Raw genomic sequence first — 14785 nt, 5'->3', positions numbered from 1 at the left:
CCGTATGAGGTGAAAGTCTCACGTACGGTGCTAAGCGGGGGAAAAGACGGAGATAACTTCAAACTCTTACCTATCGCAACCGAACAACGCTCAATACCGACTTGTTAAAATGTTAGCGGCGAAGTTCCGTAATATTTGTGTTGTCGGGGATTCAGATCAGTCCATTTATAGATGGCGTGGTGCTGATATCGGTAATATCCTTTCGTTTGAAAAAGATTATACGGATGCGACAGTTATCATGCTGGAACAAAACTATCGTTCAACAAAGACGATTTTACAAGCGGCGAATGACGTCATCCAAAACAACGAAAGTCGATACGATAAAAAACTGCGTACCGAAAACGAAGACGGGAATGCCATCACTGTTTATAAAGCAGCCGACGAGAAAGATGAGTCACAATACATTGTGCAAAAGATTATTGAGCTGAAAGAGGAAGAGAATTTGTCGCTCGATCAGTTTGCTGTCCTTTATCGCACGAACGCTCAATCCCGGATGATTGAGGAATATTTAGTGAAGTCCAATTTGGATTACACGATCGTCGGGGGTACAAAGTTCTACGATCGTAAAGAAATTAAAGACTTACTCGCATACTTGCGGTTAATTGCCAATCCTGACGATGATTTAGCACTGGCACGTATTATTAATGAACCAAAACGTAGCATTGGCGCGACGTCATTTGAGCGGATGGCAATGTTTGCACTTGAAAACGATCGCTCCATTTTCGACGCACTACAGGAAGTCCACTTCATGGGGCTTACTGCAAAAGCGGCCAATGAAGCGGTCAAGTTCAGAGACATGATCGAAGGCTTTGCTAAAATGCAGGAATATTTACCGGTTACGGAATTGGTTGAACAAGTACTCGAAAAAACGGGTTATCGTGCGATGTTAGAACGCGAAAAGTCGATTGAAGCGGAAAGTCGTCTTGAAAATATTGATGAGTTCTTATCCGTAACGGAAGCATTTGAGAAGCGTGCAGAAGAGGATGATAGTGACCGTTCACTCGTTGCCTTCTTAACAGACTTGGTGCTTATTGCGGATATTGACTCGTTGGATAAAGAGACGAACCAATCGACGGAGAAAATCGTCCTTATGACCATGCACGCTGCAAAGGGATTGGAGTTCCCGGTCGTCTTTGTCATTGGTATGGAAGAGAATATTTTTCCGCATTCCCGTTCAATTGGTGACAGTGCAGAAATGGAAGAGGAACGTCGACTTGCATACGTGGCGATCACGCGCGCAGAAAAAAGATTGTTTTTAACTTGTGCTGCCTATCGAACGATTTTTGGTCGTACTAGTTACAATAACCCGTCTCGTTTCTTGCATGAAATCTCTGAAGACATTTTGGAAGTGGCGTCTACGAATTCATATGGATTCTCTTCGGGCGGTTTTGGTCGCTCATCTGCACCAGTACGTCCAGCGGTCAAAAAACCTGTTTACAAAACGAGTGGCGGAGAGAAGCTAGGATGGAAAGCTGGCGATAAAGCGGTTCACAAAACATGGGGGACCGGTATGGTCGTCAGCGTGAAAGGGAAAGAGGACGATGTCGAACTGGATATCGCTTTTCCGAATCCAATCGGCGTGAAGCGGCTACTCGCCAAATTCGCTCCAATAGAAAAAGCATAGGGAGAGGAACAAATGGAACGAAAAGAAGCTGAAAAGCGCGTGCAAGAACTAAACGATTTGCTGAAAAAGTATGGACATGCCTATTACGTAATGGACGAGCCACTTGTCTCGGATTCCGTTTATGATGCCCATTTGCAGGAGCTAATTGCCATTGAAGCACAGTTCCCAGAGTTGATACATCCCAATTCCCCTACGCAAAGAGTCGGCGGTGACGTTTTAGCTGGATTTAGTAAAGTCGTCCATGCGTACCCGATGTTAAGTCTCTCTAATGTGTTTAACGAAGAGGATATCCGTGACTTCGATCGACGTGTACAAGCGGGCACGGGGCAACCGCTCAGTTATATTTGTGAATTAAAAATAGACGGCTTAGCCGTTTCATTAAGATATGAAAATGGAGAATTTGTACAAGGCTCCACACGTGGGGATGGAACGATTGGTGAGGACATTACAGCCAATCTAAAGACCATTCATGCCATTCCGTTAGAACTTGCTGAACCGGTAACCATTGAGGTTCGTGGTGAAGCATACATGCCGAAAAAATCATTTATGCGGTTGAATGAACGACGGGATGAAAACGGCGAAGAACCTTTTGCGAATCCGCGAAATGCAGCTGCCGGTTCACTCCGTCAATTGGATCCTAAAATTGCGGCAAGCCGGAACCTGTCTGTATTTATATATGGAATCGGCGGCGATGGCGGTGCTTACGGTCAAGATACGCATGCAGATTCACTGGACTATTTAGCTTCTCTCGGTTTTCAGACGAATCCGTTCAGTAAACGATGCAAAACGATTGAAGACGTGCTCGCTTTCATTGAATCATGGCAAAATCGTAGACAGGATTTGGACTATGAAATCGATGGAATCGTCATTAAAGTCGATAGCTACGAAGAGCAGGAGCAATTGGGATTTACAGCAAAAAGTCCACGTTGGGCAACTGCTTATAAATTCCCGGCAGAGGAAGTCCTTACGAAACTACGCGATATTGAGTTAAGCGTCGGCCGTACAGGAGTTGTCACACCCACTGCACTACTAGACCCGGTAAAAGTTGCCGGTACGACTGTTTCTAGAGCTTCATTGCACAATGAAGACCTCATCCGAGAAAAGGATATCCGCATCGGCGATACAGTCATCATCCGTAAGGCAGGCGATATCATTCCTGAAGTTGTAAGTGTCGTGATGGACCAGCGTAATGGAGATGAAGTGCCCTATCATATGCCCGAAAACTGTCCTGTATGTGATTCTGATCTGGTCAGAATTGAAGGAGAAGTCGCTTTACGTTGTGTGAATCCACAATGCCCAGCTCAAATGAAAGAAGCACTTATCCATTTTGTCTCTCGAAATGCGATGAACATTGAAGGTGTTGGGGAACGTGTTGTGGACCAACTTTATACGACAGGTCTTGTGAAAGATGTAGCCGATTTGTACGCGCTTACGAAAGAGCAACTGCTGTCGTTAGAAAGAATGGGTGAAAAATCTGCGACCAATCTCGTAAATGCAATTGCCGCTTCGAAAGAGAATTCTATGGAAAAGCTCCTGTTTGGCCTTGGAATCCGACATGTCGGCGCAAGAGCAGCTACTTTGTTGTCTGAAGAATTCGGTACGATAGATGCCTTAGCTGTGGCTGACGTAGAACGACTCATTGCAATTCATGAAGTTGGTGAGAAGGTTGCTGACTCCGTCGTTACATTTTTCGCAAATGAAGATGTCCAGGAAGTCCTTGACAAACTAAAGACTTTTGGTGTGAATATGACTTATAAAGGTCGTACCCGCCAGGAAGTACCGACTGAAGGTCCTTTTGCAGGAAAAACAATCGTCCTGACAGGAAAATTATCCATTTTAACGCGTAATGAAGCAAAAGAGCAAATTGAAGCGTTAGGTGGCAAAACCAGTGGGAGCGTAAGCAAAAAGACGGATCTCGTCATCGCAGGAGAAGACGCGGGTTCAAAACTGGCCAAAGCTGAAGAACTTGGTATTCCTGTATGGAACGAAACCGAGCTTGTCAATGCACTCGGTGAAAAGGAGTAATTCGTAATGAAAAGGTTATTACTAATACCGGTTGCGGCGACTGCTATTTTCTTAAGTGGTTGTTTACCATCAATCGGTCCTAAAAAAGAGGAAGTCATACAAGAAAACGATGAAAAAGTGGAAGAGACCGTCATTATTCCAGAAGCACAATTAAAAGATGACTATTATCCAACGCTACTCCCTTTTAAGAAAAGTGCCAGTCGTGGACTTGTCGTAAATAATATTTACACAAAATACGATATTGAGGAAGCTGAACAAGGCCTTTTGCGGTTATCCACACAGCATTTTGATACAAAAAAATACTATTTTCAAGAAGGGCAATATATTGATACTGATACTACAAGAGCTTGGTTATCTAGAAGCTCAACAAACGCTGAAGGACTGAACCCACCAGCAGCACAAGGGGAATCGGAGGAAGAGCAGCCGATATTTTTAGCCCATATTATTGAACAGAACTATTTGACGTTAACCGATGATAAAAAATTACGGTTATCAGGCATTTCAATCGGACTCGCGTTAAACTCCGTTTATTATGGCAAAAATGGTAAAGAAACGACGATTCCGGACAAAGAACTTGAACAGCAAGGCATGAAAGCTGCAGAAGAAATTGTTAAAAGAATGCGGGCAAAAGAAGGGTTTCAAGATATTCCAATTGTCGTAGGCTTATTTAAACAACAAAAACGGAATGCGATCGTGCCTGGTTCTTACTTTGCAACAACTCTTTTTGATAAAGGGAAAACGACTCCAAATGGATGGAAAGAAGTGAACGAACAGTACGTTTTGCTTCCAGCATCGTCTTCAATTGAAAATTACCGGGATATTAACACGACGTACAATAATTTCAAACAGGACATCGATAAGTACTTTCCAAGTTTTGTGAACGTCGTTGCAACAGGGCATTTCATAGACAATCGGATGCAGTCGCTAACAATTACTATTCCAATCCAGTTTTTCGGTAAAAGCGAAACGATTGGTTTTACGCAATTTGTGACATCAAAAGTGAAAGATTATTATAAGGATATTGATGTGGAAGTGAGCATTACATCTGTGAATGGTCCTGAAGCGGTTATTATCAAAAAGGCAGCGGACGAGGAGCCATTTGTTCATATTTATGGCTACTGACTATAAATGGTAAGAAGTATAATGGGTTTGTTAAGAATAAATACGATGTAAACTACTGAAATACATTCGAGTTAAATCTTAACAATCCCTCTTATTGATAGCGGTTTGTTCCTGGAACAGTTACTTTTCAACATACCTGTTAGGTGGTATGATTAGTCGTACAATTGCAATAGGGAGGAACGAAAATGACGAAGTTTACACAAGATGATGTGCGGTACTATGCAAATTTTGCTAGAATTGCTGTCTCGGATCAAGACACAGAGCTCTATTCAACAATCATTTCCGAGTTAGTTGAATTTGCAGAAGAACTGCAAGAAGTCGACACAACTGACATAGAACCGATGACACATCCATTGCAACTATTCAATGTTCTCCGTGAAGATCATCCGGAAGATATTCTGGACCGCGATGACATGTTGAAAAGTGTAAAAGAGCATGAAAACGGAATGATAAAAGTTCCGAATATCCTGTAAGAAGGAACTTTAGGAGGATGTAAGATGACGTTAATGAAAAAGACGGCAACAGAACTTCAAGCACTATTACATAACCGAGAAGTTTCTGTCAAAGAAGTAACCGAAGATGCATTCAAACAAATCGCTCATTTGGATGACAAAGTACAAGCCTTCCTTACAGTGACAGAAGATGAGGCACTTACAAGAGCAGAAAAACTGGATAACGAACCAATGGAGAACCGTGGGACACTATTCGGTTTACCGATCGGCATTAAAGATAACATCATTACAAAAGGGACAGTTACGACTTGTGCGAGCAAAATGCTCGAAAACTTTGTACCTGTCTATGACGCAACTGTAATGGAGAAAATTAACCAAGCTGGTATGATCAGTGTCGGTAAATTGAACATGGATGAATTTGCGATGGGTTCTACGACTGAACGGTCTGCATTCAAGGTCACAAGGAATCCTTGGAACTTGGACTGTGTACCTGGTGGTTCGTCGGGTGGATCAGCAGCTGCTGTAGCAGCAGGCGAAGTATTATTCTCTCTAGGGACGGATACAGGTGGATCGGTTCGTCAACCGGCCGCTTTTTGCGGGATTGTTGGGATGAAACCGACATACGGTCGAATTTCCCGTAACGGTCTTGTTGCATTTGCTTCTTCTTTAGATCAAATCGGACCGCTTACGCGTACGGTAGAAGACAATGCCTTATTGCTGAGTGCAATTGCAGGACTCGATCACCGTGATTCGTCTTCGTCGTCTAAAGAAGTACCTGACTTTAGAGCTGGTTTAACGGGCGATATTAAAGGGTTGCGGATTGCTGTTCCGAAAGAATACATGGGCGAAGGGGTTGCGGAAGACGTAAAAGCATCCGTTAGACAAGCCCTTGACGTCCTTGAATCCATGGGTGCAACATGGGAAGAAGTATCACTTCCACATGCTCGTTATGCATCACCGACTTACTATGCAATTGCAACTGCTGAAGCTTCATCAAACCTTGCACGATTTGATGGTATTCGCTATGGCTACCGTCCTGATGATGCAAAGAACTTGGAAGAGATCTATTTGCGTTCACGTGCTGAAGGTTTCGGCACTGAAGTGAAAAAACGTATTCTCTACGGTACATACGCGTTAAGCGATGGGCACCATGATGAATTATACGTAAAAGCACAAAAAGTACGTACACTGATTGCGCAAGATTTTGCGAACCTCTATGAGAACTACGATATTGTCGTTGGCCCAACGAGCGCTACAACCGCTTATGAGATCGGTGGTATCGTCAGAGATCAGCTGACACTTTATACGAACGATATTTTAACAGTTTCAGTCAACTTAGCTGGCCTACCTGCCATCTCCGTTCCATGCGGTTTCTCTGATGGCTTACCGATCGGATTGCAAATGATCGGTAAACATTTTGACGAAGCGACTCTATATAGAGTGGCACACGCATTCGAACAAGCGACTGAATTTCATAAACGTACTCCATCTATTGGGGAGGGACATGAATAATGAACTTTGAAACAATTGTCGGACTTGAAGTCCACGTCGAGTTAAAGACGGATACGAAAATCTTTTCACCAGCTCCAGCGCATTTCGGTGCAGCACCAAACATGAACATTCACGTGACAGACTTAGCTTACCCAGGTACATTGCCTACATTGAACAGAAGAGCTGTTGAATTCGGCATGAAAGCCTCTATGGCATTGAACTGTGAAGTTGCACGTGTCATGAACTTTGACCGTAAACACTATTTCTACCCAGATAACCCGAAAGCGTATCAAATCTCACAAGACGACCGTCCAGTAGGCTCAAACGGTTGGATTGAAATTGAGGTGAATGGCAAAAAGAAAAAAATCCGCATTGAACGCGTCCATCTTGAAGAAGATGCAGGGAAATTGACACACTCTGATAACGGCTATTCACTTGTCGATTTGAACCGACAAGGTACACCACTCATTGAAATCGTTACAGAAGCAGATATTCGTTCACCTGAAGAAGCGTATGCTTTCCTGGAGAAACTGAAAGCAATTATTCAATATACAGGCGTTTCTGACGTACGAATGGAAGAAGGATCTCTCCGTTGTGATGCGAACATATCGTTACGACCAATCGGTGAAGAGAAATTTGGCACGAAGACCGAATTAAAGAACTTGAACTCTTTCAACTTTGTACGCAGAGGGATTGCGAATGAAGTGGAGCGCCAAGAGAAAATCCTCTTAGCTGGCGGTAAAATTGTGCAAGAAACACGCCGTTATGACGAAGCGACAGGGCAAACTGTTCTTATGCGGGTTAAAGGAAGCGCGAATGACTATCGTTTCATCAACGATCCGGATCTTTCCGAAATCCATATTGACCAAGAGTGGATGGATCGTGTCCGTGCAGAAATTCCTGAGTTACCAGACGCACGAAAAGCACGATATGTACAAGAACTGGACTTGCCGGAATACGACGCACACGTCCTAACATTGACGAAAGAGATGTCGGATTTCTTCGATGCGACCGTTGCTGCAGGCGCGGATGCAAAACTAGCCTCCAACTGGTTGATGGGCGAAGTGTCTGCTTATTTGAACGCAGAACAAAAAGAATTGCATGATACTGCTTTGACACCAGAAGGACTGGCAAGCATGATTAAATTGATTGCAGACGGAACAATATCTTCTAAAATCGCTAAAAGAGTCTTTAAAGAACTCATTGACAACGGCGGCAATGCAGCTGACATCGTCAAAGCGAAAGGTCTTGTTCAAATATCCGATGAAGGCACACTTCGTACAATTGTAACGGAAATATTGGATGCCAACGAACAATCGATCGAAGACTATAAAAACGGTAAGGACCGCGCTGTCGGTTTCCTCGTCGGACAAGTGATGAAAGCAACAAAAGGGCAAGCAAACCCACCACTTGTCAATAAAATACTTCTCGAAGAAATTAATAAGCGATAACGTATTTCTGAATAATCCTATACGAGTCTTTCATAAGTCTCTGTATAGGATTGTTTTTTGTGTTTCTTTAGTGGCATCCTATTTGATTCGCATTACGAATAGCTATACACTAAAGAAAAGGGAGTGTGAGAGGGATTGAAAAGCGAGCAGCAATATTTTGAAGAAGCCATTACACTTACAGCATACATGGATCAAATGGAAAAGCATAAAGAGAATAGTTTCGGTGTGTACGAAAAATTTGATGTACCGAAAGACGATGAGTTCATCGGTTTATTAAAAGAAAAAAGTCCAAGAATTCTTGTCATCACCGAAGATTGGTGTGGCGATGCAATGATGAACAATGCGATACTCCGTAAGATTGCAGAGGCTGCTTTATTGGACGTACGCGTCGTCTACCGTGATGCAGATACAGATTTGATAGACCGGTATTTGACGAACGGTGGCCGTTCCATTCCGATCTACTTGTTATTGGACGATGAAGGCAATGTATTAGCGAAATGGGGCCCACGTGCGGCTTCTATTCAAGAAGACGTCTTGGCACGTAAAAGCCAGTTGCCAGACAAGGATGCTCCAGAGTTTGAAGAACAACAACAAGCCTTTATTGAACAACTAATGAAAGAATATACGACGCAACATGAATTATGGTTGACTGTCTATGAAGACATTCGCAAAACGTTCATGCCGGTGTTACAACAATCAAAATGAGAAATCGGTTGCAAATTCAACTGGATTTTTTGGGCACACGTTTGTGCTTAGCGTGTTAGAATTTGTATGAATTGAGAGGGAATTAGGATGAAGCGTGCACGTATCATTTATAATCCGACAGCAGGTCGTGAAATTTTTCGGAAGCATCTTGCAGAGGTGCTAGAAAAGATGGAGAAGGCGGGTTATGAAACATCCGTTCATGCAACGACAGGAGAAGGCGATGCGACGGAAGCAGCGAGATTGGCGGTTGAACGGAACTTCGACTTGATCGTCGCTTCAGGTGGTGACGGTACTTTAAACGAAGTGGTGGCGGGGGTTTCACCGTTTGAGAAGAAACCTAAAATCGGGCTCATTCCTACGGGGACGACGAACGATTTTGCCCGTGCTTTGCGCATACCGAGAGATATTGACGATGCCCTTGAAATTATATTAAAAGGGGATACGATTCCAGTCGATGTCGGATTGATGAATAATCGTTATTTCATCAACATCGCAGGTGGCGGAAGAATGACGGAGTTGACGTATGAAGTACCGAGTCGATTGAAAACCGTCCTTGGTCAATTAGCATACTACTTAAAAGGAATTGAGATGCTCCCTTCCATCCATTCATCAAACGTTCGTATCGAATACGATGATAACGTCTTTGAAGGAGAGGTTATGTTATTTCTCGTTGGGCTTACGAACTCAGTCGGTGGATTAGAAAAATTAGCACCCAACTCGAGTATTAACGACGGGAAATTTACATTGCTTGTTCTGAAAAAGTGTAATATAGCAGAATTTATTAGAGTCGTCAGTTTAGCCTTACGTGGAGAACATTTGGATGATCCTTTAGTGATCTCCTCGCAAGCAGAGAAAGTAACAATCACTTCTTCTGAGGAAGTGTTGTTAAATTTGGATGGAGAATATGGAGGTACATTACCTGCCACTTTCCAAAACTTGTATCGTCACATTGAGATGTTTGTTCCGTTAGATGCGATTCGCGATCAAGACCGTATTGCACATGAAGATAAAAAAACTGCATTGGATTGAACAATCCAATGCAGTTTTTGCAATTTCACATAATAAACTCGATTTCGTCCCCTTGACCAGCTGCAAGTGCTGGTAATTCGTGAACAGGGATCCATTTACAATGAAATACCATTCCGTTATCTTTGCCCGTGCTGTTTACACAATTATCCCACTCTACATCACAATCCCCAATATACGTCAGATGAAAGATATTGCGTTCATGGACAGTATCTTGCTGGTGCGTTGGAAAGTAATTGCGCTTATTCACTTTTCCTTTTAGTTCCAGTTGATCGCGTCGAATACCTGTTTCTTCTTCGATTTCACGATACAGTGCATCGATCAGCAACTCGTTATCTTCAATCGTTCCGCCAGGTACTTGAATGCCTGCGTCAGGATTGTCTTTTTGCTCAAACACAAGGATTTTACGCTCTGTGTTTTCTCCCTTTGTAATGTACGCTAACACTTTTCTCTTCACTTTCATTTTGTTCACCCCATTATGATTTCTTTAGTATACGAAAGATTCTAATTATTGTCAAGCTGATTTGCTTGTCGAAAACTCTTCACAAAAATACCGCCCTATACAGTTTTTTAGGCGTAAAATAGGGAATGAATAGGTAGATAGCTGTTTTATAATGTGGAGGGATTCCTCGTGTATAAAAAACATGAAAAAAGATTGATGTGGTTGGCATTTATTGTAGCAGGCATCATGCTAGTTTCGATTCTTGGAAGAATTTTTGGAAGCTGAGGAGGGGACGAGATGGGGAACGAAGAAGCTGTATTTTATTCGCGTGTATTAACGGAGTTGACGCTTTCCTTCCACATTCTCTATGCAACCATCGGGGTGGGTGTACCGCTCATGATTATGATTGCACAGTGGGTCGGGATTCGAAAAAACGACGAGCACTATATTCTACTTGCACGTAGATGGGCACGCGGTTTTGTCATTACTGTAGCAGTCGGTGTTGTAACCGGTACTGCAATCGGTTTGCAGTTGTCATTGCTCTGGCCGAACTTTATGGAGCTTGCAGGGAATGTCATCGCACTTCCGTTGTTCATGGAAACGTTCGCATTCTTTTTTGAAGCGATATTCTTAGGAATTTACTTATATACGTGGGACCGTTTTGAAAACCAGAAGAAGCATTTACTGTTGCTAGTCCCTGTTGCGATTGGCGCTTCTTTCTCTGCTGTATTCATTACAATGGTGAATGCATTTATGAATGCTCCACAAGGGTTTGATATTGTAGATGGGGAACTTGTGAATATTAACCCAATCATCGCGATGTTCAACCCTGCAATGCCAACGAAAGTTGCGCATGTCGTCATTACAGCTTACATGACGGCAGCTTTCGTACTTGCCGCCATTGCAGCGTTCCGTCTATTAAAAGGCTCAGATCATATTTATCATAAAAAAGCACTATTTCTTACGATGAAAGTCGGTCTCATTTTTGCAATTGGAACGGCTATGATCGGAGATTTCTCGGGAAAATACTTGGCGGAATACCAACCAGAGAAACTTGCAGCTGCCGAATGGCATTTTGAAACACAAGAAAATGCACCACTCCTATTATTAGGCATCATGGATGATGGAGAAGTAAAGTACGCCATTAAAGTCCCATTTGGATTGTCTTTACTCGCACATAACAATCCAACAGCAGAAGTGATCGGGTTGGACCAATTCCCAGAAGATGAAGTCCCGCCGTTATATATCCACTACTTATTTAACATCATGGTATTAATCGGCATGTGGATGGTCTTCTTGGCAGCTTGGTTCTGGATCGGCATTAAACGCGGTTGGAAGAGTGTTACAACGCGGTGGTTCCGTTGGTTGATCGTTTTAGGCGGTCCGTTGTCATTCATTGCCATTGAATCAGGATGGTGGCTAGCAGAAGTTGGTCGCCAGCCGTGGATATTACGCCACATCATGCGGGTTGAAGATGCCGCAACGACAAGTGGGCATGTGGATCTCATGCTCATCCTGTTCGCTTTATTGTATTTAGTTCTTGGTATCGGAAGTATCGTTGTGTTAAGAAGGATGTTCCGTAATAATCCAGTAGAACGTGAGCTGGAAGATCGCCATACCGAAAAAGGCGGTGACGTACATTGAACTTAGAAATCTTAGGAATCTCTGTTTTATGGACGTTTTTATTCGGCTATATTGTCGTCGGTGCCATCGACTTTGGGGCAGGTTTTTTTAACGCCTACAGTTTGATGACTGGAAAGCAACGGATTTTGACGAAAGTTATCCAACGTTATTTATCACCTGTGTGGGAAGTGACAAATGTATTTCTCGTGTTCTTCTTCGTAGGCATTATCGGGTTTTTCCCGAAAACGGCTTTCTATTATGGAACGACACTTTTAGTACCAGTCAGTTTCGGGGTTATCTTACTCGCCATTCGTGGCTCGTATTATGCGTTTGAAACGTATGGTGCAAGAGGACATAAAGGTTACTCATTCATGTATGGGCTTGCGGGATTACTCATTCCCGCATCCCTCTCCATTGTCTTAACGATTTCAGAAGGCGGCTTCATCGAAATGGTCAACGGCAATCCTGTGCTTGACTACTGGGAGCTGTTCACGAGTCCTTTGACGTGGTCGATTGTCGTACTAAGTATTGCAGCAACACTCTATATATCCGCGGTCTTTTTGACATGGTATGCAAACAAAGCAGGCGACAGGGAAGCGACGAAACTGCTTCGGAAATATGCATTGATATGGTCGTTGCCAACAATCGTTACAGCGGGCGGAATTATTTTTGAACTTCGAAAACATAATCCCGACCACTATGCAAATATCCAGACATTCTGGCCAATGTTCCTCATATCGTTCATCCTGTTTGTTGGAACGGTATACCTGCTATTGAAGAAACAGCAATACGGATGGGCGTTTGCATTGTTAGTAGGTCAATTCGCATTTGCCTTTTTCGGATACGGGGCATCGCATTATCCATACTTGCTCTATCCGTATTTGACGATTTACGATAGTTTCACGAATCCGGCAATGGCAATCTCACTCGTAGTAGCGTTTATTCTAGGGCTTTGTTTGTTAATCCCATCACTCTTCCTGCTATTACGCCTGTTCTTGTTCAATAAAGACTATGTGCGTGGAAAAGAAGATCACCACGCGTAAGGAGGAAACAACATGGCAGAATTCTTATCCGAGTTTATCATTTTCTACGCGCCATTCGTCGTTCTCATTCTTGCAATTATCGTTGCATTTCTCGTTGCCCCGCTTGATAGTGCGGTGACGAAGAGTCGAACGAAAAAGTGAAGAATGCAAAACTGATAATCGTACAAAAAGTAGCGGGGGACGCATGAAGTTCCTCCGCTCTTTTTCATTAGAAAGATGTACATTTTCCGTTAAGATTACGCGAAACATGCTAAACTGGGTACATACGAAATTTGGAGGAAGTAAACATGTCTTTTATTGTAAATCAAAATGATCGTCTGACCGTATATGTGGAGGATTTGACGCATGACGGATCAGGCGTTGCGAAAGTGGAAGGCTATCCACTTTTTATACATGGTGCGTTGCCTGGCGAGGAAGTAGAAGTACAAGTGGGCAAAACGTTGAAGAATTATGGATTTGCACGCCTGTTGAACGTGGTGACTTCTTCTCCTGAGCGAGTAGATGCCCCGTGTCACGTGTTTGAACAATGTGGCGGCTGCCAACTGCAACACTTGTCATACGAAGGCCAATTGCTTCAAAAACAAAAACAAGTCCGAGATGTGATGGACCGCATCGCAAAACTGCCTGACGTACCTGTACATCCTGTAAAAGGTATGCAAGACCCTTGGCGCTATCGCAATAAATCTCAAATCCCTTTCAGCGAACGAAACGGAGAAGTGGTTGCCGGTTTCTACCGATCGCGCTCCCATCATATTGTCGATACGGACGTCTGTATCATCCAAAGTGAAGAAGCAGACGAATTAATGGCTACGTTGAAACGGGAAATGCTCATCCATGGCGTAGACGCATACAATGAGCGCACACATCGGGGAATGTTGCGCCACCTAGTCGTACGAAAAGGACAAGCGACCGGAGAAATCATGGTTGTCCTCGTAACAAGCAAAAAGAAATTACCGCAACGTGATGCAATTGTGGCCGTCATTAAACGCGTACTTCCGGAAGTAACGTCCATCATGCAAAATGTGAACGGTGAAAAGACAAACGTCATCTTTGGCAATGAAACAATTTGCTTGTATGGCAAATCGGTTATTATCGATACAATCGGGGACATCCAATTTGAAATTTCTGCCCGTTCCTTCTACCAAGTGAACCCTGCGCAAACGGAAGTGCTCTATCGTCAAGCACTCGAATATGCAGAGCTATCGGGTAATGAAACCGTCATTGACGCATACTGTGGAATCGGAACGATCTCACTCTTCCTCGCTCAACAAGCAAAAGAAGTATACGGCGTCGAAATCGTCCCTCAAGCAATCGAGGATGCGAAACGAAATGCTGAACTAAACGGTATTACAAATGCATACTTCGAAGCAGGCGCATCGGAAGACGTCATTCCGAAATGGTACGAGCAAGGCAAACGATTCGATGTATTAGTCGTCGATCCGCCACGCAAAGGCTGCGACGAGAAGCTGTTGCAAACAATCTTAAAGTACAAGCCGAAACGTGTTGTGTATGTATCGTGTAATCCTGGAACCTTGGCACGTGACTTACGCATATTGGAGGATGGGGGCTACCGGACGAAAGAAGTGCAGCCGGTGGATATGTTCCCGCAATCGAGTCATGTCGAGTGCGTGGCGTTGATAGAGTTGAGATAGCTTGGTGGTAATAGGTTCAGCGATTTTCAGTTGAATATGAAGTGTGTTTTATGTTCCCTCGGACGAATGGTTCGGGGGATTTTTTGACCAAAAGACTTTATAGGTTTTGTTCACTTTCGGACTCCATGA

Annotated in this window: 12 protein-coding genes and 1 pseudogene; 12 read left to right on the top strand and 1 reads right to left on the bottom strand. The window is 43.4% G+C overall.

Annotated elements, in window-relative coordinates; genetic code table 11:
* Nucleotides 1-82: 82 nt before the first annotated feature.
* The 8 genes and pseudogenes from NRI27_RS15345 to NRI27_RS15310 form a co-directional block, all read left to right on the top strand.
* Nucleotides 83-1624: pseudogene (locus tag NRI27_RS15345) on the top strand (3'-5' exonuclease); the annotation flags it as partial.
* Between the two features lie 12 nt (nt 1625-1636).
* Complete coding sequence (ligA, locus tag NRI27_RS15340; protein WP_371391518.1) at nt 1637-3649, top strand: NAD-dependent DNA ligase LigA; 2013 nt, start codon at nt 1637-1639, stop codon at nt 3647-3649.
* Between the two features lie 6 nt (nt 3650-3655).
* Nucleotides 3656-4771, top strand: a complete 1116-nt coding sequence (locus NRI27_RS15335) for a CamS family sex pheromone protein (protein WP_371391517.1) — start codon at nt 3656-3658, stop codon at nt 4769-4771.
* A 185-nt stretch (nt 4772-4956) separates the two neighbouring features.
* Nucleotides 4957-5244, top strand: a complete 288-nt coding sequence (gatC, locus tag NRI27_RS15330; protein ID WP_371391516.1) for an Asp-tRNA(Asn)/Glu-tRNA(Gln) amidotransferase subunit GatC — start codon at nt 4957-4959, stop codon at nt 5242-5244.
* 24 nt (nt 5245-5268) lie between these two features.
* Entirely contained in the window at nt 5269-6735 is a 1467-nt protein-coding gene (gene gatA, locus NRI27_RS15325; protein ID WP_371391515.1) for an Asp-tRNA(Asn)/Glu-tRNA(Gln) amidotransferase subunit GatA, read from the top strand.
* Nucleotides 6735-8165 carry an Asp-tRNA(Asn)/Glu-tRNA(Gln) amidotransferase subunit GatB gene (gene gatB, locus NRI27_RS15320; protein WP_371391514.1) on the top strand — a complete coding sequence of 477 codons (1431 nt, stop codon included), beginning with the start codon at nt 6735-6737 and terminating at the stop codon, nt 8163-8165. Before gatA ends, gatB begins: the two co-directional genes overlap by 1 nt.
* Before the next feature lie 135 nt (nt 8166-8300).
* Nucleotides 8301-8870, top strand: a complete 570-nt coding sequence (locus NRI27_RS15315; RefSeq protein WP_371391513.1) for a thioredoxin family protein — start codon at nt 8301-8303, stop codon at nt 8868-8870.
* 87 nt (nt 8871-8957) lie between these two features.
* On the top strand, nt 8958-9899 hold the full coding sequence (locus NRI27_RS15310; RefSeq protein ID WP_317946016.1) for a diacylglycerol kinase: 942 nt from the start codon (nt 8958-8960) through the stop codon (nt 9897-9899).
* Nucleotides 9900-9924: 25 nt separating this feature from the next.
* Here NRI27_RS15310 and NRI27_RS15305 read toward each other — a convergent pair whose 3' ends face one another.
* Nucleotides 9925-10359 carry an NUDIX hydrolase gene (locus NRI27_RS15305; protein ID WP_317946014.1) on the bottom strand — a complete coding sequence of 145 codons (435 nt, stop codon included), beginning with the start codon at nt 10357-10359 and terminating at the stop codon, nt 9925-9927.
* Nucleotides 10360-10635: 276 nt separating this feature from the next.
* On the opposite strand from NRI27_RS15305, the gene NRI27_RS15300 reads away from it, so the two are divergent.
* The 4 genes from NRI27_RS15300 (at nt 10636) to rlmD (ending at nt 14656) form a co-directional block, all read left to right on the top strand.
* Entirely contained in the window at nt 10636-11982 is a 1347-nt protein-coding gene (locus tag NRI27_RS15300) for a cytochrome ubiquinol oxidase subunit I (protein WP_317946013.1), read from the top strand.
* The gene (locus tag NRI27_RS15295) at nt 11979-13004 is read left to right on the top strand and encodes a cytochrome d ubiquinol oxidase subunit II (protein ID WP_317946012.1); all 1026 of its coding nucleotides are present in this window, start codon (nt 11979-11981) and stop codon (nt 13002-13004) included. The genes NRI27_RS15300 and NRI27_RS15295 overlap by 4 nt, the downstream gene beginning before the upstream one ends.
* Nucleotides 13005-13016: 12 nt before the next feature.
* A complete protein-coding gene (gene cydS, locus NRI27_RS15290; RefSeq protein ID WP_317946011.1) occupies nt 13017-13145 on the top strand; it encodes a cytochrome bd oxidase small subunit CydS family protein in 129 nt (42 codons plus the stop codon).
* 146 nt (nt 13146-13291) lie between these two features.
* Nucleotides 13292-14656, top strand: a complete 1365-nt coding sequence (gene rlmD / locus NRI27_RS15285; RefSeq protein ID WP_371391512.1) for a 23S rRNA (uracil(1939)-C(5))-methyltransferase RlmD — start codon at nt 13292-13294, stop codon at nt 14654-14656.
* The last annotated feature ends 129 nt before the right edge of the window (nt 14657-14785 follow it).

This window comes from Sporosarcina sp. OR05, assembly GCF_041414805.1.
GTDB lineage: Bacteria > Bacillota > Bacilli > Bacillales_A > Planococcaceae > Sporosarcina > Sporosarcina saromensis.
This window is presented reverse-complemented; position numbering and strand designations above follow the sequence as displayed.